23 protein-coding genes are annotated in these 26,548 nt (G+C 40.2%); 9 read left to right on the top strand and 14 right to left on the bottom strand.

What is annotated here, in order from left to right; translation table 11 throughout:
- Window positions 1-52 precede the first annotated feature (52 nt).
- Window positions 53-1,093: a DUF5692 family protein gene (locus LI126_RS13845; RefSeq protein WP_020436067.1), complete on the bottom strand. Its 1,041-nt coding sequence runs from the start codon at window positions 1,091-1,093 to the stop codon at window positions 53-55.
- A gap of 429 nt (window positions 1,094-1,522) precedes the next feature.
- Here LI126_RS13845 and LI126_RS13840 point away from each other — a divergent pair, with 429 nt between their 5' ends.
- On the top strand, window positions 1,523-2,902 hold the full coding sequence (locus LI126_RS13840) for a citrate/2-methylcitrate synthase (RefSeq protein ID WP_195937362.1): 1,380 nt from the start codon (window positions 1,523-1,525) through the stop codon (window positions 2,900-2,902).
- Window positions 2,880-4,103: a flagellin lysine-N-methylase gene (gene fliB / locus LI126_RS13835; RefSeq protein ID WP_226901346.1), complete on the top strand. Its 1,224-nt coding sequence runs from the start codon at window positions 2,880-2,882 to the stop codon at window positions 4,101-4,103. Before LI126_RS13840 ends, fliB begins: the two co-directional genes overlap by 23 nt.
- 70 nt (window positions 4,104-4,173) lie before the next feature.
- Here the strand turns inward: fliB and LI126_RS13830 are convergent, their stop codons facing one another.
- From LI126_RS13830 to LI126_RS13800, 7 genes are all read right to left on the bottom strand, one after another.
- Entirely contained in the window at window positions 4,174-5,163 is a 990-nt protein-coding gene (locus LI126_RS13830; protein WP_055173262.1) for a calcium/sodium antiporter, read from the bottom strand.
- A gap of 38 nt (window positions 5,164-5,201) precedes the next feature.
- Window positions 5,202-5,783, bottom strand: coding sequence for a manganese efflux pump MntP (locus LI126_RS13825; RefSeq protein WP_055146723.1), 582 nt, complete (start codon window positions 5,781-5,783; stop codon window positions 5,202-5,204).
- A gap of 462 nt (window positions 5,784-6,245) precedes the next feature.
- Window positions 6,246-8,585 (bottom strand): ferrous iron transport protein B, encoded by a 2,340-nt coding sequence (gene feoB / locus LI126_RS13820; RefSeq protein WP_227165592.1) that lies wholly within the window; start codon window positions 8,583-8,585, stop codon window positions 6,246-6,248.
- Window positions 8,586-8,757: 172 nt separating this feature from the next.
- Window positions 8,758-10,140, bottom strand: coding sequence for an MATE family efflux transporter (locus LI126_RS13815; RefSeq protein WP_020436061.1), 1,383 nt, complete (start codon window positions 10,138-10,140; stop codon window positions 8,758-8,760).
- Window positions 10,141-10,161: 21 nt separating this feature from the next.
- Window positions 10,162-10,671 (bottom strand): NUDIX hydrolase, encoded by a 510-nt coding sequence (locus tag LI126_RS13810; protein WP_227165591.1) that lies wholly within the window; start codon window positions 10,669-10,671, stop codon window positions 10,162-10,164.
- A 139-nt stretch (window positions 10,672-10,810) separates the two neighbouring features.
- Complete coding sequence (locus LI126_RS13805; RefSeq protein WP_181989198.1) at window positions 10,811-11,344, bottom strand: GNAT family N-acetyltransferase; 534 nt, start codon at window positions 11,342-11,344, stop codon at window positions 10,811-10,813.
- Between the two features lie 48 nt (window positions 11,345-11,392).
- A complete protein-coding gene (locus LI126_RS13800) occupies window positions 11,393-12,550 on the bottom strand; it encodes an aromatic amino acid transport family protein (protein WP_227165590.1) in 1,158 nt (385 codons plus the stop codon).
- 243 nt (window positions 12,551-12,793) lie between these two features.
- On the opposite strand from LI126_RS13800, the gene LI126_RS13795 reads away from it, so the two are divergent.
- The gene (locus LI126_RS13795) at window positions 12,794-13,030 is read left to right on the top strand and encodes a purine biosynthesis protein PurH (protein WP_227165589.1); all 237 of its coding nucleotides are present in this window, start codon (window positions 12,794-12,796) and stop codon (window positions 13,028-13,030) included.
- Window positions 13,031-13,091: 61 nt separating this feature from the next.
- Complete coding sequence (locus tag LI126_RS13790; protein WP_227165588.1) at window positions 13,092-14,045, top strand: DUF4349 domain-containing protein; 954 nt, start codon at window positions 13,092-13,094, stop codon at window positions 14,043-14,045.
- Window positions 14,046-14,134: 89 nt separating this feature from the next.
- Here LI126_RS13790 and LI126_RS13785 read toward each other — a convergent pair whose 3' ends face one another.
- Window positions 14,135-15,358 carry an AI-2E family transporter gene (locus LI126_RS13785; RefSeq protein WP_227165587.1) on the bottom strand — a complete coding sequence of 408 codons (1,224 nt, stop codon included), beginning with the start codon at window positions 15,356-15,358 and terminating at the stop codon, window positions 14,135-14,137.
- A 238-nt stretch (window positions 15,359-15,596) separates the two neighbouring features.
- On the opposite strand from LI126_RS13785, the gene LI126_RS13780 reads away from it, so the two are divergent.
- Window positions 15,597-16,526 carry a DMT family transporter gene (locus tag LI126_RS13780; RefSeq protein ID WP_195937353.1) on the top strand — a complete coding sequence of 310 codons (930 nt, stop codon included), beginning with the start codon at window positions 15,597-15,599 and terminating at the stop codon, window positions 16,524-16,526.
- Here LI126_RS13780 and LI126_RS13775 read toward each other — a convergent pair.
- Window positions 16,523-17,104 carry a TetR/AcrR family transcriptional regulator gene (locus LI126_RS13775; RefSeq protein WP_020436053.1) on the bottom strand — a complete coding sequence of 194 codons (582 nt, stop codon included), beginning with the start codon at window positions 17,102-17,104 and terminating at the stop codon, window positions 16,523-16,525. The two genes, LI126_RS13780 and LI126_RS13775, sit on opposite strands and share 4 nt — an antisense overlap.
- Window positions 17,105-17,310: 206 nt before the next feature.
- Between LI126_RS13775 and LI126_RS13770 the strand changes: the two genes are divergently transcribed.
- Both LI126_RS13770 and LI126_RS13765 read left to right on the top strand, forming a co-directional pair.
- Entirely contained in the window at window positions 17,311-18,531 is a 1,221-nt protein-coding gene (locus tag LI126_RS13770; protein WP_196020571.1) for an AsnC family transcriptional regulator, read from the top strand.
- A gap of 1 nt (window position 18,532) precedes the next feature.
- Window positions 18,533-19,942, top strand: a complete 1,410-nt coding sequence (locus LI126_RS13765) for an acetate--CoA ligase family protein (protein WP_227165586.1) — start codon at window positions 18,533-18,535, stop codon at window positions 19,940-19,942.
- 167 nt (window positions 19,943-20,109) lie between these two features.
- On the opposite strand, the gene LI126_RS13760 is transcribed toward LI126_RS13765, so the two are convergent.
- The 3 genes from LI126_RS13760 to LI126_RS13750 all read right to left on the bottom strand — a co-directional run bounded on the left by LI126_RS13760 (window position 20,110) and on the right by LI126_RS13750 (window position 22,304).
- Entirely contained in the window at window positions 20,110-20,955 is an 846-nt protein-coding gene (locus LI126_RS13760) for an aldo/keto reductase (protein ID WP_227165585.1), read from the bottom strand.
- A 39-nt stretch (window positions 20,956-20,994) separates the two neighbouring features.
- The gene (locus LI126_RS13755) at window positions 20,995-21,243 is read right to left on the bottom strand and encodes a GMP synthase (glutamine-hydrolyzing) (protein WP_227165593.1); all 249 of its coding nucleotides are present in this window, start codon (window positions 21,241-21,243) and stop codon (window positions 20,995-20,997) included.
- 140 nt (window positions 21,244-21,383) lie between these two features.
- Entirely contained in the window at window positions 21,384-22,304 is a 921-nt protein-coding gene (locus tag LI126_RS13750; RefSeq protein WP_227165584.1) for a DUF7916 family protein, read from the bottom strand.
- Window positions 22,305-22,525: 221 nt separating this feature from the next.
- Between LI126_RS13750 and LI126_RS13745 the strand changes: the two genes are divergently transcribed.
- Together LI126_RS13745 and aroE are read left to right on the top strand one after the other, a co-directional pair.
- Window positions 22,526-23,311 carry a shikimate kinase gene (locus LI126_RS13745; RefSeq protein WP_227165583.1) on the top strand — a complete coding sequence of 262 codons (786 nt, stop codon included), beginning with the start codon at window positions 22,526-22,528 and terminating at the stop codon, window positions 23,309-23,311.
- Between the two features lie 52 nt (window positions 23,312-23,363).
- Window positions 23,364-24,245, top strand: a complete 882-nt coding sequence (gene aroE / locus LI126_RS13740; RefSeq protein WP_015530150.1) for a shikimate dehydrogenase — start codon at window positions 23,364-23,366, stop codon at window positions 24,243-24,245.
- Window positions 24,246-24,401: 156 nt separating this feature from the next.
- On the opposite strand, the gene LI126_RS13735 is transcribed toward aroE, so the two are convergent.
- The gene (locus LI126_RS13735) at window positions 24,402-26,264 is read right to left on the bottom strand and encodes a bifunctional metallophosphatase/5'-nucleotidase (RefSeq protein WP_227165582.1); all 1,863 of its coding nucleotides are present in this window, start codon (window positions 26,262-26,264) and stop codon (window positions 24,402-24,404) included.
- Between the last annotated feature and the right edge of the window lie 284 nt (window positions 26,265-26,548).

Below are 26,548 nucleotides of genomic sequence, written 5' to 3'. Positions count from 1 at the left end.
CCAACAAAAGTTTTTGCTTCATCACTCAGAATTCAAACATCTAAATACAAATTTAAACTTCTGCTCTCGCCATTGCTTCCTTATAATCCTTCTGATCTGTAAAGATCTCATTCTTATAAGGATTCTTCTTCTGCTGTTTTGCTCTCTTAATAATTGCAGCCAGACAAATCACATTCGCTGCAAGTGCAATTACCGCGATCACACCCTGCATGGTTGGATTAGCACTTGTCGGTCTTACTGCTGCATCCATGAATCCGTCAGAATACAGAGCCGGAATTACTGAGAAACGGCTTGCATCCTGGAATAATGGAAATACCTGAGCAAACATACACCACAGTGCCAGTGTATTCGCGCGGTTCTGGATCCAGCCACCCTTGTTCCAGAACATATTTGCAAATGTCGGAGCAAGAAGTAATGCAACACCACAGTAGAATGCATGTGTTGTCAGGTTGTTATATGTGTACTCGAAGTTCCACAGATCATATGCAATGATAAAGCACCATGTCATATCCGGCCAAAGCATATCGTCATGCTTCTTGGATGTGTAGATTCCCCACCATCCTGTCATACAGAAGATGTTCAGGATTCCGGCAATTCCGTTCACCCAGTTCCACCATCCACCATAGAGCCATACATTTTCTGAAGACAGCCACCAGCGGTCACCGAATTCTTTCATTGCCATGAATCCACGGATACCTGATTCAAAATCACTTACTACTGCAATCAGAATATTGATTGCAACGATTGCAAACGGGAATACTTTGAACCATTCTGTCTTACCAATTCCCCATTTGTATTTCAGCATCATAAAACCAATACACCCTGCTGTTGCAGCATACAATTTTGCATAATGGAACCAACTTGTCATATGTACATAAGTATCGTTATTCAGTGCCCATTCTGCACCATTTGCTGCACAGATATAGATTGCGATGAAATACACTGTAAGTATAGCCGGAATAGCTCCAAAACAGATCAGTCCACCGATTTTTGTACGTCTTGCGAATTCATTTGCAAGAACAAGTCCGGCAAACACCAGTACCCACCCTAACAGCTGCCAGCCGGCACCATCGCCATAAATTTGGAATAACATAATTATCCCCCTCCTTCTTTTAATTGGTTATACCAACCTATTGTTATCTTTTTAACATTATACTCTTCTTATTATTATGCGTCAATAAATGCACCTGTTTCTCCTATTTTTCAGCACTTTATAATAAAATATCGCTCCATATTTTTGTATTTTTACAATAGATTTGCGCTTTGGCATCTGGTATGACCACAGCCACATCATTTTCTTTCTGACGATTCAGAAAATTCATTTAAGCATTCTTATTTTTGAGTTATCTAACAATTCAATATTCATTTTATTCTGTTTTATGCGTACTTTTCTTGATTTTTTTCATGTTTTTGCAAGAATACATATATATTTCTTGCAAATTTCATTTCAACTGTTTATAATTACATTAAAATGCATTATCAAGACACTAGAAAACATATATGTATTGTGAGGATGAAAGCTATGAATTCAAATGATATATTAATTGCAAACACTGACGATCTGCGCAGTGATATGGACTATTTAGAGAAAACACTTTTGAAAGGACACCGCATTGATCCGAATCTTTATGAAGAATATGATGTAAAGCGCGGACTTCGTGATTCAACCGGCCGAGGAGTTCTTACCGGACTGACTGAAGTATCCGATGTCTGTGGATTTGATGTTATAAACGGACGTAAAATTCCTGCTGAAGGTGGACTTTACTATCAGGGAATCAATGTCAATGACCTTATCAACGGTCTGAAAGGCAAACGTTTTGGATTTGAGGAGACAACTTTCCTGCTCCTTTTCGGACGTCTTCCAAAAAAAGATGAATTAGAGCATTTTCTGAAAGTTTTATCTGAATTAGAAGATCTAAGCGGACGTTTTGTTCGTGACGTTGTCATGAAGGCCTCAAGCTCTAACATCATGAACGCACTCCAGCGCTGTGTTCTTACTTTATATACATATGATGAGAACCCGGAAGATATTTCTGTTGAAAATGCACTGCGTCAGGCTCTTGAACTTATTGCAAAGCTTCCACTGATCGCAGTATATTCTTATCATGCATACAGACATTTCCGTAAAGATGAGACACTTCTGATCCGTAATCCGGAGAAAGGCCGCTCTCTTGCCGAAAATATTTTGTACATGCTTCGTCCGGATGGACAGTATACAGAACTAGAAGCCAAAGTTCTTGATGTTGCACTGATTCTTCATGCAGAACACGGCGGTGGTAACAACTCCACTTTCACTACACATGTTGTTACTTCTTCAGGAACAGATACATATTCAGCAATTGCTGCTTCCATCGGTTCTCTGAAAGGACCTCGTCATGGTGGTGCAAACCTGAAAGCGCAGGGGATGTTTGATGATATTAAGAAGTCTGTCAAAGACTGGACTAACGAAGATGAGATTCGTGAGTATCTCCGCCTGATTCTTGATAAAAAAGCCTTTGATAAGACGGGACTGATCTATGGAATGGGACACGCAGTCTACACAATCTCCGACCCAAGAGAAAAGATTTTGAAGAGCTATGCACAGAAGCTTGCTTCTGAAAAGGGACTTGACGATGAATTCGCACTTTATGACCGCGTAGAAAGAATCGCCGGTGAAGAGATCATGACACACAGAAAGATGCTGAAACCTGTCTGTGCTAACGTTGACTTCTACAGCGGATTTGTTTATACAATGCTGAATATTCCGGAAGAGCTTTTCACACCACTCTTCGCGATTGCGCGTATCACCGGGTGGAGTGCACATCGTCTGGAAGAACTGTTAAATGCCGGTAAGATCATCCGTCCGGCATACAAATATGTTGGGCAGCATACAGAATTCCATGAACGTGATGACAGAAATTAATTATTTGATACCTGATTATTATTCTAAGTTCACCTGCATCGCCGACCGCTGTCCGATCACCTGCTGCCAGGAATGGAAGATTGGTGTCGATGCAGATACGAACCGTAAATGGAAGAAACTCCAGGCTCCGGAAACCGTACCTGAACAAAAGAAAAACTTAAGCGCTTATACGATTAAAAAAGATGGACAGCGTGTGATAGGCCTGGACAGTGATCATCGCTGTCCATTCCTTAACTCTGAGAAGCTCTGCCGCCTTGTTGTTGCTTATGGCGACAAAGTCCTATCAGAAACGTGCACTACATTTCCACGAGAGGAGCATCGCTTTCCGACACATAACGAGAAAATGCTGATGCCTTGCTGCCCTGCAGTGATTGACCTGTGGAACAAACAGAAGTCCCTGCATTTCCCAAATGTATCAGACACTTTGTCCGATACTGGCGATACAGATACTTCTGTCCTTTTCCTCTTGCGTGAAAAACTACTCAATCTTTTAGATGATTCTTCCAGAACAATCGAAGAAGAACTTTTGGAAAGCTTCTATATTCTTCAGGAATTGTACCAGCATCAGCCATTAACAAAAGAACTGTTAGAAGATTATTTTTCTGATAGCACAGTGAGAGAACTTGGAAATGCGATCTCAGATATAGACCTTCCACCTTTGGATCTGATCAGTGAATGCAACGAACTGCTACAAGATCTTTCCGTAAACTATCAAAAAGAAGGGCTCTATCAGGATACTCTGAATCCAATTCTTGCTTTGGCTGAAGAAATATCGGAATCACTTTCGGACAGTACTGAAAATCCTGATGATACTAAAGCTTACGAATCCACTTTACTGGAACAATGGGAACAATTCACACAATACTTGAGCCCTTACGAACCACTGCTTCGCAATTTCCTGCGCAACGAGATTTTCTCCGATCTCCTGCTTCCTGACAGTGACCTGGAAAATGTACTGGTACAGATGCAATGGATTGCCCTTGAATATGCATCAATCCGCCACAGCATTTTCTTAAGATGGATGCTGGATGGCACAGACGCAAACGTTTCTGAAATTTCTTACGAAACGTTGAGACAATATCTTGTGATCATTACACGAATGACCGGATATGAAACAGCGGATATTTATGAATATCTGGAAAACAGTTTCGAATCCCTCTTATGGGACTGGGGCTACTTTGCATTAATTATAGGAAACTAAAAAAGGATTATGTGATTGGCACAAGTACTTTTTGCCTTTTACATAATCCTTTTTTCAGAGTTATCACAAACTATCTCATGCAAATATACACAACATACACTGCATAAAGAAGTAACATGATAATACCTTCTTTTCTATTAAGTTCTCTTTTCGTCCATGCCATGATCCATCCAATAACACTGAACACGATCAGCACTGCAATATCAATGATATTTTCTGTCAAAAATGCGACCGGTGAAATTGCTGCCGCAATACCAAGCACCATGAGAATATTAAAGATATTGGAACCGATTACATTTCCAAGTGCCATATCCACCTCACCTTTTTTTGCTGCTACAATCGATGTAACCAGCTCCGGAAGGCTTGTTCCAAACGCAACTACAGTAAGACCAATCAGAGTCTGACTGATTCCAATTGCCGCCGCAACTGTACAAGCACCGTCTACTACCCAGTCACTTCCGACCGCAATCGCTACTGCGCCGAGAAGAATGTAAATCACACTCTTTCCCATAGACATTTCCTGAATCTCCTCCGCTTCCAGAAGATACTCTTCCTCTTCCACTCCCGGCTCCACATTTTTCTCACGAGATGTCTGTGCTGAGCGGATCATGTAGAGGATAAACGCCAGGAATAAGATAATAAATACAACTCCATCTATATGTCCCAGTGACATTCCGGCTGCACCAAGAATCAGAAGCAATACCGCACACAGAATAGAGATCGGAAAATCAATCTTTAACGTATTAATCTGAACTGCCACGGAAGTAAAAAGCGTGCAGGCTCCGACTACAACCATGAGATTGAAAATATTAGATCCTACCGCATTACTAACTGCAAGTGCATTGTTTCCCGTAACTGCTGCCGTCACACTGACCGCAGTCTCCGGAAGGCTCGTCCCCATCGCCACAATCGTCATTCCGATGATCAGTGACGGAACATGATACCGTCTTGCGATACTGCTACACCCCTCAACAAATGCATCTGCACCTTTTACAAGAAACACAAATCCAATAATTAAAAGTACCACTGCAAATGGCACACTTTGAAACAAATTACTCATCTTTTATTTCCTTTCTGTTATGTCATATCCAAGCAATTTTATGCTAATCCAGACAGATGCTGGATCAAAATCCTAACACCTAAAAGCACCAGGATGATTCCACCAACCAGTTCTGCCTTATGTTTATATTTCCCACCAAAATAATTTCCAATCACTACACCAACAATAGAAATAATCATTGTCGTAATTCCGATGATCGTAATTGCCTCAAGAATCGGTGTGTCCAGAAATGCAAATGTGATTCCGACTGCCAGCGCATCGATACTCGTCGCAACGGCAAGTACAAACATATTTCTATGATCCAACGGCTGATCTTTTACTTCAACAATATCTTCTTCGTTCCATTCTTTTACTGCCTCCAGAATCATTTTCCCACCGATAAAGCCAAGAAGAATAAATGCGATCCAGTGATCAATACTTGTAATATACTTTTGGAACTGAATTCCAAGAATCCATCCCACAAGCGGCATTAATGCCTGGAACCCTCCAAAATACAATCCGATCACTACCGCCTGTTTCTTATTCAGCTTCTTCATTCCAAGGCCCTTACAGACAGACACTGCGAATGCATCCATCGCAAGCCCGACCCCCATTAACAAAAGCTCGATAAATAGTGCCATGTTTCTCCTCTTTTCTTTTTTCTTCTGTATCTGTTCCGCTACAATTGCAGTGCGCATCCTGAGCGGAGCGTTTTTTATATATTAGGAAAGGACTTTCCTAATATATAAAAACAAAGAGACCCACGTATGTTCTATGATAAGAGAACTGCCTGCTTGTTATAACAAACTTATCCTCTTATTTTTAAAACATACATGAGTCTCATTCTTTAAGATTTGCCAGGTGATCTTTTAAAACTCATTCTCACCGGTATGTTGACAAATCACATTTTCATGCGAACTACTCCCTCACGGAATATATTTAATTTATCTTTCGGCTCGGTTCGTCTCATGAACAACTGCCTCACTGACACATCGTTTCTTACTATAACGAATGAATTCTGTTTTGTCAATAAATTTTATCATTTATTCCCAGACGATTTATTCCGAGACATTTCGTTACTGTCACAGTAACAGCTTTCCCCATTAGAAAAGCAGCATTCCGATTCCTCTCGTGATGATTGCCACAACCCATGCGATCAGACACTGCCAGAATACCATTCCGACAGCCCATTTTGTACCAAGCTCACGCCTTACTGATGCAACTGCTGCAACACACGGTGTGTAGAGCAGACTGAATACAAGCAGGACACCGGCTGACAGAGGAGTCAGTACAGAAGCAATTCCTCCACCAAACAATACCTCAAGTGTAGATACTACACTTTCTTTCGCCATAAATCCACTGATCAGTGCTGTACAGATTCTCCAGTCTCCCAGTCCAAGCGGACGAAGGATTGGAACAAGTGCACCTGCAATCATAGCAAGAATACTATCTGCTGAATTCTCCACAAGGTTCAGATGCAAGTCAAAACTCTGCAAGAACCATACAACAATCGTTGCCATCAGAATAACTGTAAATGCTTTCTGTAAGAAATCTTTCGCTTTCTCCCAAAGAAGCTGCGCCACATTCTTCGCACCTGGCAGACGATAATTCGGAAGTTCCATAACAAATGGTACCGGTTCTCCTTTAAACAGAGTTCCTCGATAAAGGAATGCGATTAAAATTCCAACTACAATTCCAAGCACGTACAGACCCGACATGATCAGTCCGCCCTTACCCGGGAAAAATGTACTTACGAAGAATGCATAAATCGGAAGTTTTGCTGTACAGCTCATAAACGGTGTCAGAAGGACCGTCATCTTACGGTCTCTTTCACTGGTCAATGTTCTTGTTGCCATAACTGCCGGAACTGTACATCCAAATCCGATCAACATCGGCACAATGCTTCGACCGGAAAGACCAATCTTACGAAGCAGTTTATCCATTACAAATGCCACACGCGCGATATATCCACTGTCTTCCATCATAGAGAGGAAGAAGAACAAAGTAACGATAATCGGAAGAAAACTAAGCACGCTTCCTACTCCTGTAAAGATTCCGTCGATCACAAGACTTCGGATTGCATCATTTACATTGAGTGCGATCAGTCCTGTCTCAGCCATTCTTGACAACTGATCAATTCCCATTTCCAGAATTCCTTGCAGAAATGCACCGATTACATTAAATGTCAGATAAAATACAAGCACCATGATCCCGATAAAGCATGGGATCGCTGTATATTTTCCTGTCAAGATTTTGTCTATCTTCTCACTTCTGACACGTTCTTTACTCTCTTTCGGTTTTACAACCGTCTGCTCACAGAGACGTTCAATAAAATCGAATCGCATATCTGCGATTGCCGCACTTCGGTCAACCTCACGTTCCGTCTCCATCTGCTGTACAATATGCTCAAGCATATCCAACTCATTCTGATCAAGCTTTAACTGTTCTAAGATCAGCGGATCCCCCTCGATTGCCTTCGTTGCGGCAAAACGTACCGGAAGCTTTGCTTCTTCTGCATGGTCTTCAATCAGATGAATCACTGCATGGATACATCTGTGGACCGCACCGTCATGATCACTTTTATCACAGAAATCCTGACGCAGCGGACGCTCTTGGTATTTTGCCACATGAAGTGCATGACGTATTACTTCATCCACACCTTCGTTCTTCGCTGCCGAAATCGGAATAACCGGAACTCCAAGCAGTGCTTCCATTGTATTCACATCGATAGATCCATGATTTCCAATCACCTCATCCATCATATTCAAAGCTACTACCATCGGGATATCCATTTCAAGAAGTTGCATTGTCAGATAGAGATTTCGCTCAATATTCGTTGCATCCACAATATTGATGATTGCTTTCGGATGTTCATCCAACACAAAATTTCTTGAAACAATCTCCTCACTGCTGTATGGAGACATTGAATAAATTCCCGGAAGGTCTGTCACATTCGTATTCGGATAACCTTTGATTGTTCCATCCTTACGGTCTACTGTTACTCCTGGGAAGTTTCCTACATGCTGATTTGCTCCTGTGAGCTGATTAAACAACGTTGTCTTTCCACAGTTCTGATTTCCTACCAGGGCATAAGTAAGCACTGTTCCATCCGGTAACGGATTAGCATCTTCTTCAGAATGATACTTTCCTTCTTCTCCAAGTCCCGGATGATCTACCGGTTTCAAACGTTCTCCACGGGAATGGCTGTTTGTTCTCTCGCTGATTTCCTCAACTTCAATCTGTTCTGCCTCTGCAAGACGAAGTGTCAGTTCATATCCATGTACCTGCAATTCCATCGGGTCTCCCATCGGTGCAAACTTTACCACCGTAACTTCCGCACCCGGAATCATACCCATATCCAAAAAATGCTGTCGTAACGCACCGGAAGCCCCAACTGTCCTGATCACAGCACTCTTTCCAATCGCTAATTCTTTTAATGTCATTTTTTTATCATCCTCTTTAGCTTATTGCGATTTTTTATCAATTAGTTATACAAAACTAGCTTATTCCAGGATGTTGGATTTGTCAATAATTATCATTTACAAAATGCTGTAATAAAAAAAGAAATGCTTTATTTCCTCTTATATTTGGGGAAATAAAGCATTTCTTTTTTCATTATATAGCAGCCTCTCGTTTTTTCAGTGGCGCATAAACGATTCTTCTGACAAAAATAAAGCAAATCACCTGCAGAATGATCGTAATGATCCAGGATACCGGATAGGAAATAAACAAAATCTTCAATGATCTGAATCTTGGAAATATTCCAAAGATCCAGACGATTCTCGTTCCGACTGTTCCGATTACGGAAAGTATCATCGGCACAATTGATTTTCCCATTCCACGAAGAGATCCCGGGAACAGATCCATCCATCCGCACAGAAAATAAGTAACTGTTGTATATAGAAGAATCTCCATACCACAGCTGATAACCTGAGGATCATCAGTATAAATCTTCAAAAGCTCCGGTCCAAAGAGATATGCACCTCCACCAAGAATTAATGCAATCGTTGTGGAAAGAATCAGGCAGTCAACTAAGACTCTGTCCATTCGTTTCCATTTTCCGACTCCGTAATTCTGGCTTGTAAAACTCATACATGCCTGTGTCACTGCATTGATCGATGCATATAAAAATCCAAAAATGTTATTCGCTGCCGTATATCCTGCCATCGCCACGGATCCGAAAGAATTGACCGATGACTGCAGAAGTACATTTGAAAAATTGATCACAGTACTCTGAATTCCTGCCGGAATTCCAACCTGAAAGATCTGTCCTAAATATACTTTTTTTATCATTAGCTTCGAGAAGCGAAGCTGATAACTGCTGTCTGATTTATACAGGCAACGCAATACCAATACACACGATACAAACTGTGCTGTTACCGTTGCAATTGCAACGCCCGCTACTCCTAAATGAAAAGCAATTACAAGTAAAAGATTTAAACATGCGTTAATCACACCTGCTACGATCAAAAACAAAAGTGGTCGTTTCGTATCTCCAACCGCTCTTAAGATTGCCGCTCCGTAATTATATAACATAAAAAACGGCATTCCCAGGAAATAGATCTTCATATATAGTGTCGAAAGATTGATCACATTATCCGGTGTTCCCATCAACTCAAGTGCTCCTCTGGAAAAGAACAATCCAACTAATGCCATCACAACTCCGCTTATAATCGCAAATGTAATCGCTGTGTGCACCGTCTCCGACATCTCTTTCTCGCGCCCTGCCGCATAGAACCTGGCTGCAAGCACATTTGCTCCAAGAGATATTCCTATAAATAAGTTCGTAAATACATTGATCAGTGCTGTGGTTGATCCGACTGCTGCCAGTGACTCACTTCCACTGAATCTTCCTACCACAACAATATCCACTGCGTTAAATGCAAGCTGCAGAATTCCAGATATCATCAGCGGAATTGAAAAAGAAATCAGCTTATTCATGATCGAGCCATTGCACATATCAATCTCAAATCTGTTTTTCTTCTTTTCTGAATGCATAACTTTTCCCCATTCTATAAATTATTGTAACTGTTCAAACACTCTCTTAATGCTGTCATAATGAAGGAAGATTCCCTCCTTGGCAAAGTTTTCAATCTCCTCCTTAGTTGCGAACATATATCCATCTGTTTCTTCTGTCTGAAGTTTCAGATCATTCTCATCAATATCAAGCACAAAGCGATATACATCAACAAAATAATTATCACCCTCGCCCGGATTTTCTCGCTTATAAGTAAATACATATCCGCCTTCTGCATTAGAAATATCTAATCCTGTCTCTTCTCTCACTTCACGGCATACTGCTTCCTCAGAAGACTCTCCTGCCTGCGCTGCACCGCCGGATACTTCCCACCAGCCCGGTGCCCACGCTTTTGTCATTACACGTTTCGTGATCAGATATGTTCCATCCGGTCTTGCCACAACTCCAAGCACTGTCAGATGGTATTCCCCCTCCTTTAAGCACCAGTCATTTCGCTTCATTTTTCTTCCTGTCGGCTGTTTTTCTGCGTCATAAATATCCCAATACTCCATGATATTTTCTCCTCGTCTTATCTATCTCACATTTTTCATTTCCCTTTCTTATCATACATTTTTAGAAAAAAGCTGTAAAGTCTTTGGCAAATATTTTCCATTAGACTTTACAGCTTTCACTATCATTCGTTATTTACTTCTATCTCAGATAATATGTCATTTCATGCCATTCTTCTCCACCCCAGACAGAATCTGACATTCCCAGATCTACAAACCCAAATCTTTTATACATCTCTACTTTTTCATCCAGGCAGGTAAGAACAATTTCTTTTCTTCCCTTTTCTTCTTCTCTTTGCAGATAACATCTTACAATCTCTCGTGCCAGACCTTGTCCTCGATACTCCGGTAATACATCTAAGCCAAGGATCATAACTTTCTTTCCTTTTGGATTATTCAAAGATGCATCTGTAAAAAATTCATCTCGGAATTTTTCCTCGTCCGTTGCAATTCCATTCAAAAATCCTGCTAACTTCCCAGTTGTTTTATCTACCGCAACTAAAAACAATTCTGGAGTCACACCAATTCGCTCCTTCATGTGTTTCTCAGAACATGCTTCATTTGGCGGGAAACAAATTTTCTCAATCAAGACTGCCTGATCTGCCTCTTCCTGTCTAATATCCCTGAATTCAAATCTTTCTAAAATCCTACTGTTCCCTTTCATCTGTTCTTGCATTTTCTAATCTCCTTCTTCATCAACTTTTGTAATAACATATTTGTAATTTCACACTGTCACCGTAAGCACTGCTCCTACAGATGCTACCAACGAAGCTGCTACTGCTAATATCTGGAACGGAAAACTACCAAGTCTTCCGCAAATCAGGCTAGTTCCCGCACGTTTTCTGGAACGATTGTATGCAACAATAACTCCTACTCCGGTTAGAACCTGAACCACACTTGCCATTCTTGTGAAACCAACAAAGCTCTGCACACCCACAAGTGCGATCACAAGACAAGGTAATGTAGCTGCAAGCCAGCTAATCTTTTCGCCCCATTTCGTCTGTTCATTCACAATATCTCGAAGATTCAGTGTATTCGCCCAGAAAGATGTTGCAAGAGCCAGCAAGGAAAATACATATCCGATAATGCTGACCCATCCGCCAAGATGACCGGAAAGATCCACCAGTGCTCCATTCTCTGTCACATTAGAACATCCCAGAAGCGTCATAAATGTGATCAAAAGAATCAGTCCCATATTCAATCCCGTGCCGGCTGCAATCGCTCTGCGAATACCTTTTTCGTCTCCTTCTAAACCTTTCACAACCTGTGGCACAGACATAACAGCAGATAATGAAAATGCAATCATGCTATAAAGTGCCAGCATATTGTTATTCGAATAGAACTTTGTCGAAAGCTCTGTTGTCTCTGAAAGCATCGTTGCTACAAAAAGGATCCCGATGACTCCAAACATGGAAAGCACTGCAATTTTCTCACAAATTCCAACCAGTTTCATTCCGATATAGACCACACTTGCTGCCAATACATAAAAGAGCAGCATTCCGACCACTGACGGAAGGTGAAACCATGCAGAAAATACAGCTGACGCACCGGTAATAAATCCACTCACATTCACTACAACCGAAAAGCCAAGCAGCCCAAACGCCAGCCATGTACATGCCATCTTCAGCTTTCCCACAAACAGCTCATTTTCAAAGCATTTGATAAACTGCGCGCCATTGTTATTCAAAGACAGTTCTGCAATCATAAAATGCAGCAGAAGATTCATGCAATAAGCTACTGCTGCAATCCAGATGATATCATGCCAGTTATTTCTGGATGCAAGGAATGGGACCGAAAGAATTCCCGATCCCACGCCGTGTCCTATGATAATACTCGTCGACTCTAAAAAAGTCAGCTTTGATTCACCATGTACTTTCGCCATACCTACGCCTCTCCAGTAATACCAATTTGTTGTTTACCACTTATGATGGCGGAAAACAATCTCAAATCTGATATGATAACTCTTTCTATTGTACCTCATTATAGCTTATAATTAAACCCATTTTTAAAGAGCTTTTTCCCAGGCATTTTATATTCTCCAGAAACTATGCAGTTAATCATATTTTATGTTATACTCTTAATAGAAATAGCTATTAAATCTAAATGAAAAACAGAGGTAACTATCATGGAATTCAAAAGCATTTTAATAAAAGACACAACTATGGAAGAAAGGAAACAGATTGTAAAAGAATCTTTAGGCAACATTTCTGCAGGCTGCGACGGTTGCATGGCAAGACTTTCAGAAATGTACGATGAGTATATCGAAGGTAAAAAAGAGATCCGTGACATTAATATGGAATTTAATGGACACTATTTACGTGGAGACATGGACAAGGGTGAAAGAAGAAGCTGTCCGATGTAAAGTAAATCTACTCCCCTTTTAACCTTCACTCAAGACCTACTGATAGAATGGAGGTGTTTGTATGAAATTTAAGAAAAGAATCGCATTTTTCACAGCAATTATGATGGCACTATTGACTGTCGGATGTGGCAGCAAATCAATGTCAGCATCCGAGGACAGTGCAACCATGGAATCAGTCTACGGTACAGATTATTCAAAAAACGAATACTGCGAAGAACCTGCAGAAACAGCCGATGCAGGAGTCACTTCCGGAAATGGACTGGAAGCTCAGGTAGAAAACGGACGAAAACTGATCCGAACGGTTTCTCTTTCTTTGCAGACAAAAGAATTTGATTCTGTACTCAATAGCCTAAAAACAAAAACTACTGAACTAGGTGGCTATGTCGAGAATTCTTCTATCAGCGGCAATAGTTATTCTTATACAACAACCCGATATGCAAGCTACACCATACGAATTCCGGCAGACAAGTTAAATGAGTTTGTGGATATCGTTGGTGAACTTGGAAATGTAACACAGGAAAATGAATCCGTGGAAGATGTGACACTTCAGTATGTAGATGTCGAAAGTCATAAAAAAGCTTTAGAAACGGAACAGGCACGTTTGATGGAGCTGCTTTCTACAGCAGAAAATATGGAAGACCTCTTAGCCATTGAAAGTAAATTATCCGATATCCGATATGAAATAGAAAGCTACGAAAGTCAACTTAGACTTCTGGACAATCAGATTGATTACAGCACAGTGCATGTGGAGATATTTGAAGTCGAACGTATAACAGACGCGGGTGAGAAAGGCTTCTTTGAAGAAATCAAAGAACGATTCGGAGACAACCTGTATAAAGTAGGTCACGGTTTCAGGAATCTCATCATTGGAATTCTTGGTGCATTACCGATCCTTATCGTATGCGTAGCAGTCATAGCTGTTATCGTAGTTATAGTTAAGAAAAGCATCAAAAAAATAACATTCAAAAAACAGAAAAAAGCAAAAGAAAACGATCATGAAGAAAACTTCAAATAGCGGCTCTCCTTCGTTTCTCTTGTAAAGCAAAGCACTCAAAAGCGGAAAACCTCTGAATCTAATGAGATTTTCCGCTTTTTGTTTTCCTCTTATTCTCTATTCTTTTTTATATTTTTTTCCATTGCAGCAATTTCCTCTGCCGTATATTCTTCCACCACTGTCTTTGTCACTTGTTTTATATTTTTTTCCTTCAGACGAAGATATACAAATTCCCTGAAAATAGTGTACAGAACCGAAACTAATGGAATGAAAATAAGCATTCCTACGATTCCCATGAGATTGCCACCGATCGTAACAGCAGCAAGCACCCAGATTGACGGAAGTCCAACTGATCCACCAACCACATGCGGATAAATCAGATTGCCTTCAATCTGCTGAAGAATCAAAAATACAATAATAAATAAAATTGCTTGCTTAGGATTTACCATAAAAATCAAAAAGCAACCCACTGCACATCCGATAAAAGCTCCAAAGATCGGAATCAATGCAGTAAATGCAATTAAAGTTCCAATCAAAAGTGCATATGGCATTTTTAAAATACTGAGTGTAACGACAAACATACTTCCGAGAATCACAGCTTCTACACACTGCCCCGTAAGGAAATTTGCAAATGTCTGATAGGTCAGAGAACAAATTTTCAGAAATACCTCTGCTTTTTGTTTCGAAATAAATGCGAAAAATACTTTTCTTATCTGTACATGCAATTTTTCTTTCTGAAAAAGAATGTAGCACGCAAAAGAAAACGCAATGAAAAATGTAGCAAATCCACTGACGATAGAGCCCACTGCCGACATTGTCGTATTCATCATATTTCCTGCTCCGCTGCCAAGAATACTGATTCCCCATTTAATTGCCTGATCCGGATTAAACTGTACCTGATTTACTAATTTCATAATATCTTGATTATTATGTGAAAACTCTCGAATCCAGTCCTGCATCTGTGGAATAAAGGTAGCAATACTCATCATCAAACTTCCCATTGTCCGAGTAAGCTGTGGAATCACACCAAACATTACTAGTGCGATCACACCAACCGCCAATATAATTGTGAGAAGAAGACTGATCGGTCTTGCTAACTTTTCTCCCACCTTATTTCCATCTTTTGTCTTGCCGAAAATTTTCTTTTCTAAAAAGCTCATTGGCACATTGATTACAAAAGCAATTGCGCCACCAAGTACAAATGGAAACAGAATTCCCCATATTGTTTTCAGTACATCGATCACTACTTCAAATTTCCACAATGCAACTACAAGCAGCACTGTAAAAATAATCAGTTCTCGAATTTTCTTCATAGATAACTTACTCAAATCCATTATCGTTCTCCTAATTTCTTAAAATCAGCCAACTATACTTTTATGCAACAAGATATTTTTCATCATATACTTAAAATAATATTGATGTCAAGACGCTTTATCAATTCAGCTTGGCATTGTATCCGTCTTATGATAATGTTATTGATGAACGTTATGCAACGAATAAATATCAGATATTGAAAAATAAAACCTGAAAAAATCGAAATAACGAAATTTATACGAAAAGAGAAACAAGAAAATGTCACAAAAACAAAACAAATTGACTCAAACCGGTATTGTAGCACTTCTTGCTTGTGTATGCTGTATCCTGTGGGGAAGTGCAATCCCGGTAATTAAAACAGGGTATCACCTTCTGCAGGTAGATTCTTCAGACACTGCAAGCCAGATTGTATTTGCCGGAATCCGCTTTACTTTAGCTGGGATTCTGGTATTAATTTTTGCATCAATCAGGGAAAAGAAAGTGATGCTTCCTGATAGGACACTCCTCAAATATGCCATTCCTGTGTGTCTTGCCCAGACAGTGGGGCAATACTTCTTTTTTTACATAGGAGTTGCACACACTTCCGGAGTAAAAGGTGGAATCATCACCGGGCTTGGAAATTTTATTGCAATTTTGTTGTCTTGTTTGGTATTTCGAAATGAACGGATGACGAGCCAAAAAATCGCAGGATGTGTATTGGGATTTGCAGGAGTTGTAGTAATCAATCTGATGGGAAATTCCCTGGATATGGGATTTAAACTGATCGGAGAAGGATTTATTCTGATTGCACAATTATCTTATGGAATGTCTACTGTGTTGATCAATCTTTTTTCCAAAAAAGTATCACCAGTAGTGTTAAGCGGAACCCAGTTCACGATGGGCGGAATTGTTCTGACTTTAATTGGAATTGGAATGGGCGGACGCCTGGGAAATATAACTACCGGAGGTCTGTCAATTATATTTTACCTTGCACTGGTTTCAGCAGTGGCATATACACTCTGGTCTATACTGCTTGCATGGAATGATGTTTCCAAAGTTGCGATTTTCGGATTCGTAAATCCACTTTGCAGCGTAATCTTATCGGCACTGATACTCGGAGAGGTAAAACAGGCATTTAATGTTGGCAGCCTGGTTGCATTAGTTTTGGTATGCGCCGGTATTTATATCGTTAATCGCAGAAAAAATTAAGCATTGTTATTTTGAATAATCCCTTCATAACCTGCTTTAAGGAAAAGATCAAAACAAGTATGGAATCTGCACCATTCTTCATCAGATTTTCCTAAATGTTTTCTGCACATTTCCAGACATCCCATTATTTGAACGGTTAGTAAATCAGTTAATGTGGATTCATCTAAACCTGTCTTATCCAGCATAACATCAAGAAAATCCTGTTTAAGTGCAACAACTGTATGTTTTACTGCCGGCAGGAACAATGCTTCTGAAAAAAAGAGGGGCTGATATTTCGGATTTTCCCGTAAAAGCCAACAGAGCCCCTTCCTAACAATTATATTTGAACTTGATCCATTCTCAGATAACAAAGCCATATTTTTAATATCATATAGAGCATCTGAAAAAACTTCTTCAACAACTTGTCCAATGTTACCAAAATGAGTATAAAATGTCCCTCGGCTGACACCTGCATATTTACAAAGATCTGTTATGGTTATTTGCATATAGTCCTTTTTCAGAAGAAGCTGCAGAAATGCATCTTTAATCGAATTATGTATAAAATTGTCTTTAGATAAAATTGCTTTTTCTTCATTCATGTATTTCCAAAAACCTCGCTATATACAAATAATTATAGTATATTTTCACATAAAAATAAAGTTGTTTTTCATGAAAACGAGGCATTTTGAACAATTGTCTCTTCTTTGTTCAAACGTATCTGGAGGGAATTGGTTTCTGGATTTGTTTATGTTATGTTGGGTATATAAGAAGCGTGTATATAAAAATAGAAGGAGGTAGGTATTCTATGGGAGAAACATTATACACAATAGGAACGGATCAGCAACAGGCGTGGATGAAAAAAAATTGTTTCCCACCTAGAGGATATGGTTACTCTGAACCGGGAACATATTCTCTCGATGCTACAGAAGTTGCAGCATACAATGTTGCGAAGTCATTTTATCAAGTCTATCCGGAAGTCTGGAATATCGATTATATCGAGAAGGAAACCGGAATCAAACCCGATGATATCAAGGATCGATTAAAACGAATGTATGATGAACATCTTATCATGTTCGTTATGAATCCAAATGTTGGTGTTTACGGTTGGGGACTTTATTATTGGGTTGTCAAATTAAAAGACGGTACAGATCCAAAGGTAAAAGCTGAATTTGCCAAGTGGTATCAGAATAAAGATGATATTTGTACAGGATATCTCGCAGAGGGCGATTTCGATTTCTTTAACGGAAATCACATGAGAGTTCTGGACAATCTTCTTGCAGATGTTATCCAGCCATGGAAAGACAGACCGGAGGTTGAATATGTACATCTTTGTCCGATCAGAGCAGATGTCAGAGAATCATTGGTGAACCAGTGGGATGTTCCGGAAGACAGATACAGAAAATTTATTTTTGGAGAAGAACAGAAGAAGAAATTCCTTAAAGTTCAGAACAAAATAGATAAAAAAGATTTTGCTATTATCGAAGCTCTTAACAGTACAAAATCAATCGCAGATATGTTTGATTTTGACATACTGGAGAAGTTATCCGGCCTGGATGGCAAGCAGATGAAAAAAGACATTGTAATGTGTGTTGATGAACGAAAATTTATGCTGCCAATGATTTATATTAATTACAGAGCACTTGGAATATCAATGCATATGTATCTGGTTCGTATGTTCCAGAATGTTCCGAGTTACAGGAAAGCAGAAATCGTAGATGAATTCTCACTTATGCCAGAATTCGTAGATATTCTTCAGTTCGGTGACTCTTTCTACGATTGCATGCTGACTGTTTATACCGAAGTAAATGACGTAGAAGCAATCAGAACAATGTTAGAAGGATATGCTGAAATTGAAGAAGTAAAAGTAGCAAATTCAAAGAGACAGTTCAGACGTTGGGTAGCCCGTCTTGATGATGATAACGGATATTGGGAAGAATGCGTTATGACGGATGACTTTTTACAGAACAGACTGGAATCCGGTTCCGTAAAATGTCGTTTCTCAACTGACTCAGAGGAGGTGCAGTAATATGATCGTAAAACATCCAAGAGAATATGTTGTTGATAAACTTCAATATGCATTAAATCCAAAAACGATTGCCGTAGTCGGAGCCAGCCGTTATTCTACAAAAGTCGGCTATAAAGTTGTTGATGGCCTTTTAACATGGGGATATAAAGGAAAGATTTATCCTGTAAATCCAAGAGCAGATAAAGTTGCCGGATTTACAGCTTATAAGACTGTAAAGGATATTCCTGATGAAATCGATCTTGCTTTTCTTGCTGTACCTGCACACATTGTTAAATCTGTTTTGGAAGATTGTGTTGAAAAGAAAGTTAAGATTGTTGTTATTGCCACAAGTGCATTTAAAGAAATCGGACGTGGAACACTGCAGGATGAACTCACTCAATATTGTCGTGATCATGAGCTGCCTCTGATCGGACCAAACCTTGTAGGAATGGGAAGTCCATACCTTAATTTCAACTGCGGATTTATCCCTTATCTTCCAATCAAAGGTCCTGTAGCAATGATTTCTCAATCAGGTGCCAACTTGCTTGCGGCACTTGGAACCTCACAGAAAGATCATTTTGGAATGAGCTTCTTCGTAGGACTTGGAAATAAAGCTGACGTTGATTTCTGTGAGTTTATATCCTACGCTGGAAGAGATGAAAACAGTAAATGTCTTGCAATTTATATTGAAGGACTGGATAGTCCTGATGCATTTATTGAAGCTTGCCGCAGTGTTGATAAACCAATCGTAACAATAAAAGTCGGTGGTTCAAAGATTGGTGAAAAAGCAGCATTTGCACATACTGCTTCTGAAAACAAAGGAACAAATGATGCATTTTATGATGATATTTTTGAAAAGGCTGGAGCTATCCGTGCGACCACATGGCAGGAATTCCTTGATATTTCCATGGCATTAGGAATGCAACCGGCACCAAAGGGTGACAATATCGTTATGATTACCAACGGTGGTGGTTCAGGTCTTCTCAGCTGTGATCACTTTGAACGTCGGGGAATGCCAATGCATGAACTGTCAGAGATTTCTCCTAATCTAGCTGGAAGAATCCGTGCATATATGCCAATGTTTGGTTCACCGCTTAATCCTGTTGATATTTCCGGAACAGCTTCACCTGTTCAGTATAAAGGTGCATTCACACAGGTAATGCGTGACCCGAATGTACATGGAATACTTGGATCCATCTGTCCGACAGCAGTAACAGATGTTCCGGCTGTAACAGATCTGGTTATCGATATTTATGAGACATACAAACATCTTGGAAAACCGTTCATTATGGAATGCCAGGGTGGTGAAGAATGTCAGGAAGCTATCATGAAGTTGAGAGATCATGGAATCCCAGCTTATCCGACTGCTGAACAAGCCGTAAATGCTATGGTTGCTCTCTACAAATATGGACAGATTAAAAATAAGAAATAAATTATGAGCAGACATTGTTACTGTTCACTCCCGTGTGAACAGCAATCAAACATTTAGATTATGATAGAAGTTGTATAAAAGACTACTTCTCTTCTATAAAAAGCTCTTATAAGAAAATGACACCTCTTTTAGGGGGTGTCATTTTCAATAGCTTTATTTTCTTTGAATTAAAATCTTACCCGCTCCCGATCCGGATGTTCTCCCGACCATCCGATCTGCGGTAAAGTCATCAACTGATACATATCATTTTCCTCTATTTCAAATCCGAAAACATCCAGATTCTGATGCATTCTCTCACTGGAAGAGGATTTTGGCAACGGTAACACACCGCACTGCAGAGCAAATCTGATACAGATCTGTGCGACAGATACCTGATATTTTTCTGCAAGTTCCATAAGAAATGGTTCCTTGAGAACTCTGGCTCGACCTATCGGACTCCATGCCTCGATCTGAATACCCATCTGTTTACAGAAATCAACTGCAGCCTTCTGCATATATCCTGGATGGAATTCTAACTGATTCACCATAGGAGTAATGCTTGTCCGCTCTAACAGATTGTTCAAATGATGTGGCAGAAAATTGCTGACACCGATTGCCCGTACCTTTTTCGACTTATAGAGATCCTCCAATGCCTTCCATGTCTCCACATCCAAATCTCTCCACTCTGCATTCAGATCAGAAGGTCTTGGCCAGTGGATCAGATAGAGATCCAAATAGTCTGTACCTAATCTTTTACAGCTGTTTTCGAACTCCTGCAAAGTTGAATCGTATCCAAGCTGATCTTTCCAGACCTTTGATGTCAGGAAAAATTCTTCTCGCGGAATTCCACTCTCGCGCACAGCTTTTCCTACTGCTTCTTCATTGAAATAAAAGGCTGCCGTATCAAGATGGCGATACCCATGTCGGATTGCTTCACTTATAATCGCTTCGTCGGTGTTGTCTGCGGCTTTATAGGTGCCAAACCCCACTGCTGGGATTTCCACTCCATTAGCTAATGTAAATGTATGTCTCATATGATGCTTCTCTTTCTTGTTATATAGATGCTGCGAATATTATTCAAATTCCACTGTTCCTGTCGGCTTTGGTGTGAAATCATAAAGTACACGGTTGATTCCCGGAACTTCATGTGTAATACGTTCTGTAATATGAACCATTAATTCGTGCGGAATCTCAGCAACAGTTGCTGTCATAACGTCAATAGAGCATACTGCGCGAACGATACAAGACCACTCAAAAGCACGTTTTCCATCCTTAATTCCTGTAGATCTGAAATCCGGAACAACAGTAAAATACTGCCAGATCTTTCCTCCTTAGTATCCTCTCAATATCTACAATGATTGTACCGTCTTTATGATTACACGTCAACACATTCTGACATAATTTGATTTATTTATCTTTCAAAAATATTACTGTACTCTTCTCCTTCCGCAATAATTTTTTTCTATCGTAAAAGTGACATGGCCATCCTGCGGTAGGTGTGACGTTTCCCCCTTATCGCCACGCTATAAGCTGTGATATTCTCCGGCAACGCCATCCCCATATATCCACTATCCCCAATATGATGGATATCTGCACCAGCCATCTTACACATGAGAGCAATCTGACGAACTGTAGCTTCATCTGCACCTTCCTGAGATGTTCCAATCGTTGTCATTGCCAACGCACCTTTTTCATGCGCTTTTCTTATAAGATTTCCCGCATATTCCATTGTGATTCCCGGAACTGTTCCCGGAGCCGGTAGCAGGATCACATCCGCGCCTGCATCGACAAACGCCTCCACATCCTTTTCTGTGAGGATCTTTTCTCCTGCTTCAGAAATAATTCCTGATGCATGCATTTTCCCGGCTGTCAAAATCACTCTGTCTCCAACTGCTTCTTTTAATCTGGAAAGGGCCTGTATAATTGCTTCATTATCTACGCCAACTCCCGGATTTCCTGTCAGAACAATCATATCTACGCCCATGTCTGCAGCTTTTCTTGCATTCTCTGCCGTAGCCTGACGGCCGGTTGTCAGATTCCATACGGATTCTTCCTGACCATCTTTTATCACAGCCGGCTCCAGATTAATCGCAACCATTCTTCCGGTAAGACGCTTCACCTCACGAATCGTATCTTCTGGTGATGTCTGCGGCAGTCCCTGAATTATCGGATCGTTTACATCAAAAATATTCAGCATGATCAGATCTGCTCCCAGAGATGCTACAAACTCTGCGTTAGTGATATTTACTAACATCGGAGTTACTGTTCCTATTGTCTCTGCTGCGAGCGTTCTTCCTTCACTGTCTGAAATAGCAGTCAGAAGTTCTGCCTTATTATAGGAAGTTAATTCTCTGGCCGTCGTATCTATCAGTCGTTTTAACATCGTTTTCTCTCCTTTTTGCAGTGTTTTGTTTTCATCAAAAGGTGTATGATTTAAGCTTTTTTCTTTGCATCATAACATTTTGTCAAATATCTGTAAAGGAAAGTATTTGATATCCTAAAAACTTTAGCGATTTAAAGCAGAAAATTGCTAAATTGTATTGTCGTATACAAAAACAGCTGTTATAATATTAAAAATGATAATCAGATAGGAATGGTGATAAAATGAGTCAGTTAGAAATATTAAGAGAGAGTCTTGGCCAGTGTGATGAAATCATCCTGGATGCATTGCTTATGCGTAATCGTATTGTAGAAGATATCATGGCTTATAAGAAGTCCAATGATCTTCCAATCTTACAGCCGGAACAAGAGGCCAAACAGAAAGAATGGCTGGAAAAAAGAATGGAAAAAAAACGTCATAAAGCTGAAGTAGAAGACGTATTTGGAAGCATCACAATGAACAGTAAAAGAATCCAGTCCAGAAAATTGTTTAACTATAATATTGTGCTTATTGGATTCATGGGATCTGGTAAAAGTACCATCTCAGAGTTTTTGAAAAACTCCTTTGCAATGGAAGTAATCGAGATGGATCAGATCATAGCTGAAAGAGAAGGTATGACTATTTCCGATATTTTTGAAGTATATGGCGAACAGTATTTCCGTAACCTGGAAACCAACCTTCTTATTGAAATGCAGTCCAAAACTAATGTCGTGATTTCCTGCGGCGGTGGAACTCCAATGAGAGAATGTAATGTCGTTGAGATGAAGAAAAACGGACGTGTAGTTCTTCTGACTGCCAAACCAGAAACTATTCTGGATCGTGTCAAAGACAGCCATGACCGCCCGCTGATTGAAAATAACAAAACAGTTCCGTTTATTGCCGATCTTATGGAGAAACGAAGAGAAAAATATGAAGCAGCAGCGGATATTATTATTGAAACAGACGGAAAAGATGAATTGCAGATCTGCGAAGAACTAATTCTCAGACTACGTCAGATGGATAATAAATAAAAACAGCTTATGAAATCGCATCTAAGATTCAGACCCAGAACAGGAGGAAAAAATGGAACAGAGAATTAAAGGAACAACAGGTTTATTAGCATTGATTGGAAGTCCAGTAGGACATTCAGGATCTCCTGATATGTATAACTTCTGCTTCCGTTATCACAATTTGGACTACAGCTACATGGCTTTTGACATCAAGGAAGATCAGGTACCGGCAGCATTGGATGCGATGCGTCTGTTCAAAATGAGAGGGTGCAATGTAACTATGCCATGTAAAACAGCAGCAGCCCAGAACATGGATGAGTTATCACCTGCTGCAAGAATTATCGGTGCAGTGAATACAATTGTTAATGAGAACGGAAAACTGATCGGACACATGACAGATGGTATCGGTTTTGTGGAAAATCTAAGAGACCATGGCGTAGATGTAAAAGGAAAGAAACTGGTGATTTTAGGTGCAGGAGGAGCTGCAACAGCCATCCAGGTACAGTGTGCACTTGATGGAGCAACATCCATTTCTATCTTCAATCCAGACGATCCATTTCTTGATCGTGCAAAAGGCACAGCTGCTAAACTGAAAAACGAAGTACCAGATTGTAATGTTCAGGTATTCTGTCTGGATGATCCGGGAAAACTGAAAGAAGAAATTGAAAAAGCAGATATTCTGGTAAATGGAACACTGGTAGGTATGAAACCTCATGAAGATCGTTCTCCAATCACAGACAAATCTGTATTTCGTTCCGATCTGATTGTATGTGATGTTGTATATAATCCGGAAGAAACAAAACTTCTTCGGGAAGCAAAAGAAGCCGGTTGTGCAAAAACGATCGGTGGAAAAGGTATGCTTCTGTGGCAGGGCGTTGCGGCTTATAAATTATATACCGGCTTGGATATGCCTGTAGAAGAATACAAGAAATATCAGGCAGAAAACCAAAAATAAAACTGCTCCCAGTTAAGCAAACAATAAAAATATCATAGAAACATTTATAAACAAAAGCAGCGGAAGTCCTTGATTTTTAAGGGCTTCCGCACTTTTTGACCAGTTCTTAAAAGCAGATGTAATGTATTTCCTGCTTTTCTGGTGCTTCATCTTAAATTATCTTTTATTTCCCTGAACCAGGCAGATACTTCCTGCTCCGCCACTGAGCAACAGTAGTATCATCCAGCAGAACAGTTCATTACTATCCGCTGTTTTCGGACTTTTTACTGAAGTTTTTGTTCCACTTGCCTGTTCTTTTTTCACCTCTGTTTTCACAGCTTCCGGCTGTTCCTTCGATGGTTGCTCCGGTACAGACGGTGTAACAGGCACAGATGGCTGTTCCGGTTCTTCTGTCTCTTTGGTTGTCTGGATCATATTCTGCTTTGCTGCACTTGCAGTAACTGCATCGGAACCCTGTTCAAAGAATTGAATCAACAGCTCTTCGCAACAGGAATATTCTCCGACCTCCGCTGCATCGGCAAGCTGTGGATAGCTGTCAGAGCCGGCAAGATAATTATTAACTGCTACAGTATACTCTTTTGTATCATCCAGCTCCTGCCCATCTTTTTGCACAGAAAGCACACGCTCCCCCGCCGGCTGTGCCGGATCGAAGCGGACGGTAATTCCACCAACCTGCAGATAACTTCCGCTGTCATTTGGCCACGCATCCCATTCACCACTGTCATTTGCAACAATACAGTTTTTCTGAATAGTAAGACTAGTCTCCAACATTTCCTTTATCTGTGTACCGGTCAATTTCTTTGTCACCACATAGTTTCCATAAGGACTGACATTGATAACATCTCCATACGTTACCGTTCCAGCAGCGATAGAAGCACGGATTCCACCAGCATTTTCAAAGGCTATATCAGCCCCTGTGGCAAGCAGGTACGCATCAGTTATGACATTTCCAAGATTTGTCTGTCCGATACGGATATGTTCCCAGACACCGTCCAATTCCACCGGTGAAGTACCGATAACACGATTCAGTTCTGTCTCGTTTTCCGCTTTGATTGTATCCAATACAGCTGTTACGGAAGCATCCTTCGGATAGTTCTGTGCTTCTTCATAATCGACAGTTGTTTTCTCATAATCCACATGCACACTTCCATCCTCATCCATAGTACAGTTCAGATCGATCAGCCCCACACTATTTAAATAATGTCCACTTTCCGATACATAGGTTTTTGAACCGTCCGGTGTCGTCACAGATTCACTGAGTTCAATATGCTCATGTCCACACAGCCACAAATCGACACCGTCCACCTGTGCAGCCACATTCTTTGGATCAAGCGTATGGGACAATGCGATCACCACATCACACCCTTCTGCCTTTAAAGTAGCAGCTTCCCTTTTTGCATAAGCTACTGCATCCTGAAAGTCCAATCCCTCCACATTAGATGGTGTTGTCTTATTTTTCATCTCCGGATCACTTACACCAAACACACCGATCTTCAGTGTTTTTCCATTTTTTGTAATCTCTTTTACAAGTTCATCCGTATCAAAAAAGGATGTCCCATCTGCATTTTTGATGTTACCGGATAAAATTTTGACATTAGCAATTCCACCAAGCTCTTTTAAACGCTCTTTTCCATAACTCCAGTCATGGTTTCCTGTGGTCATCGCATCATATCCACAAGCTTTCATCAGTTTTGCCACCGATTCTCCCTTTACTATTGTCGCAATCGGTTGTCCATGAAAGGTATCTCCGGAATCCAGCATCAGCGAACCGTCCGCTCCTTCCGTAAATGTCTGTGCAATTCCACTCAGTCGATCCATTCCAATCACCTGATTGTAATCGTCTTCCTCTACCCGCGCATGAATATCATTGGTATGTACGATTTTCACATCAAAAATTGTACTTCCAGATGCATTTCCATCCTGCGCCTGTACCGGCATTGCCCCAAATAATCCGAAAACTATCCCAAATGTCAGCAAAAGTACCGTTACCTTATTCCATTGTTTTTTTAATTTCTTCATCTTACTCCTTCCTTTAATGAAACGGACATTCGTAATCCACATTCACTACTTGTTCATGAAAACAGCCCATTATATGGTTTGTTTTCATATTGTTTCCTTTCCTTTTATTATATGTAAAAAGCTGTAAAATTCAATACCTGACATACAACATCCACGAACTTTAACTATTGTCCTAAAAGTACAAATTATCTTTCTGGAAAATAACACAGAAAGGATGCACTACGGTAACGTCTCCATTACCTTGGCACATCCTTTTGTATTATTTATTATTTTTTTGCTATTCT

Source organism: Mediterraneibacter sp. 210702-DFI.5.30 (assembly GCF_020560115.1).
Taxonomy (GTDB): Bacteria; Bacillota; Clostridia; order Lachnospirales; family Lachnospiraceae; genus Mediterraneibacter; species Mediterraneibacter faecis.
This window is presented reverse-complemented; position numbering and strand designations above follow the sequence as displayed.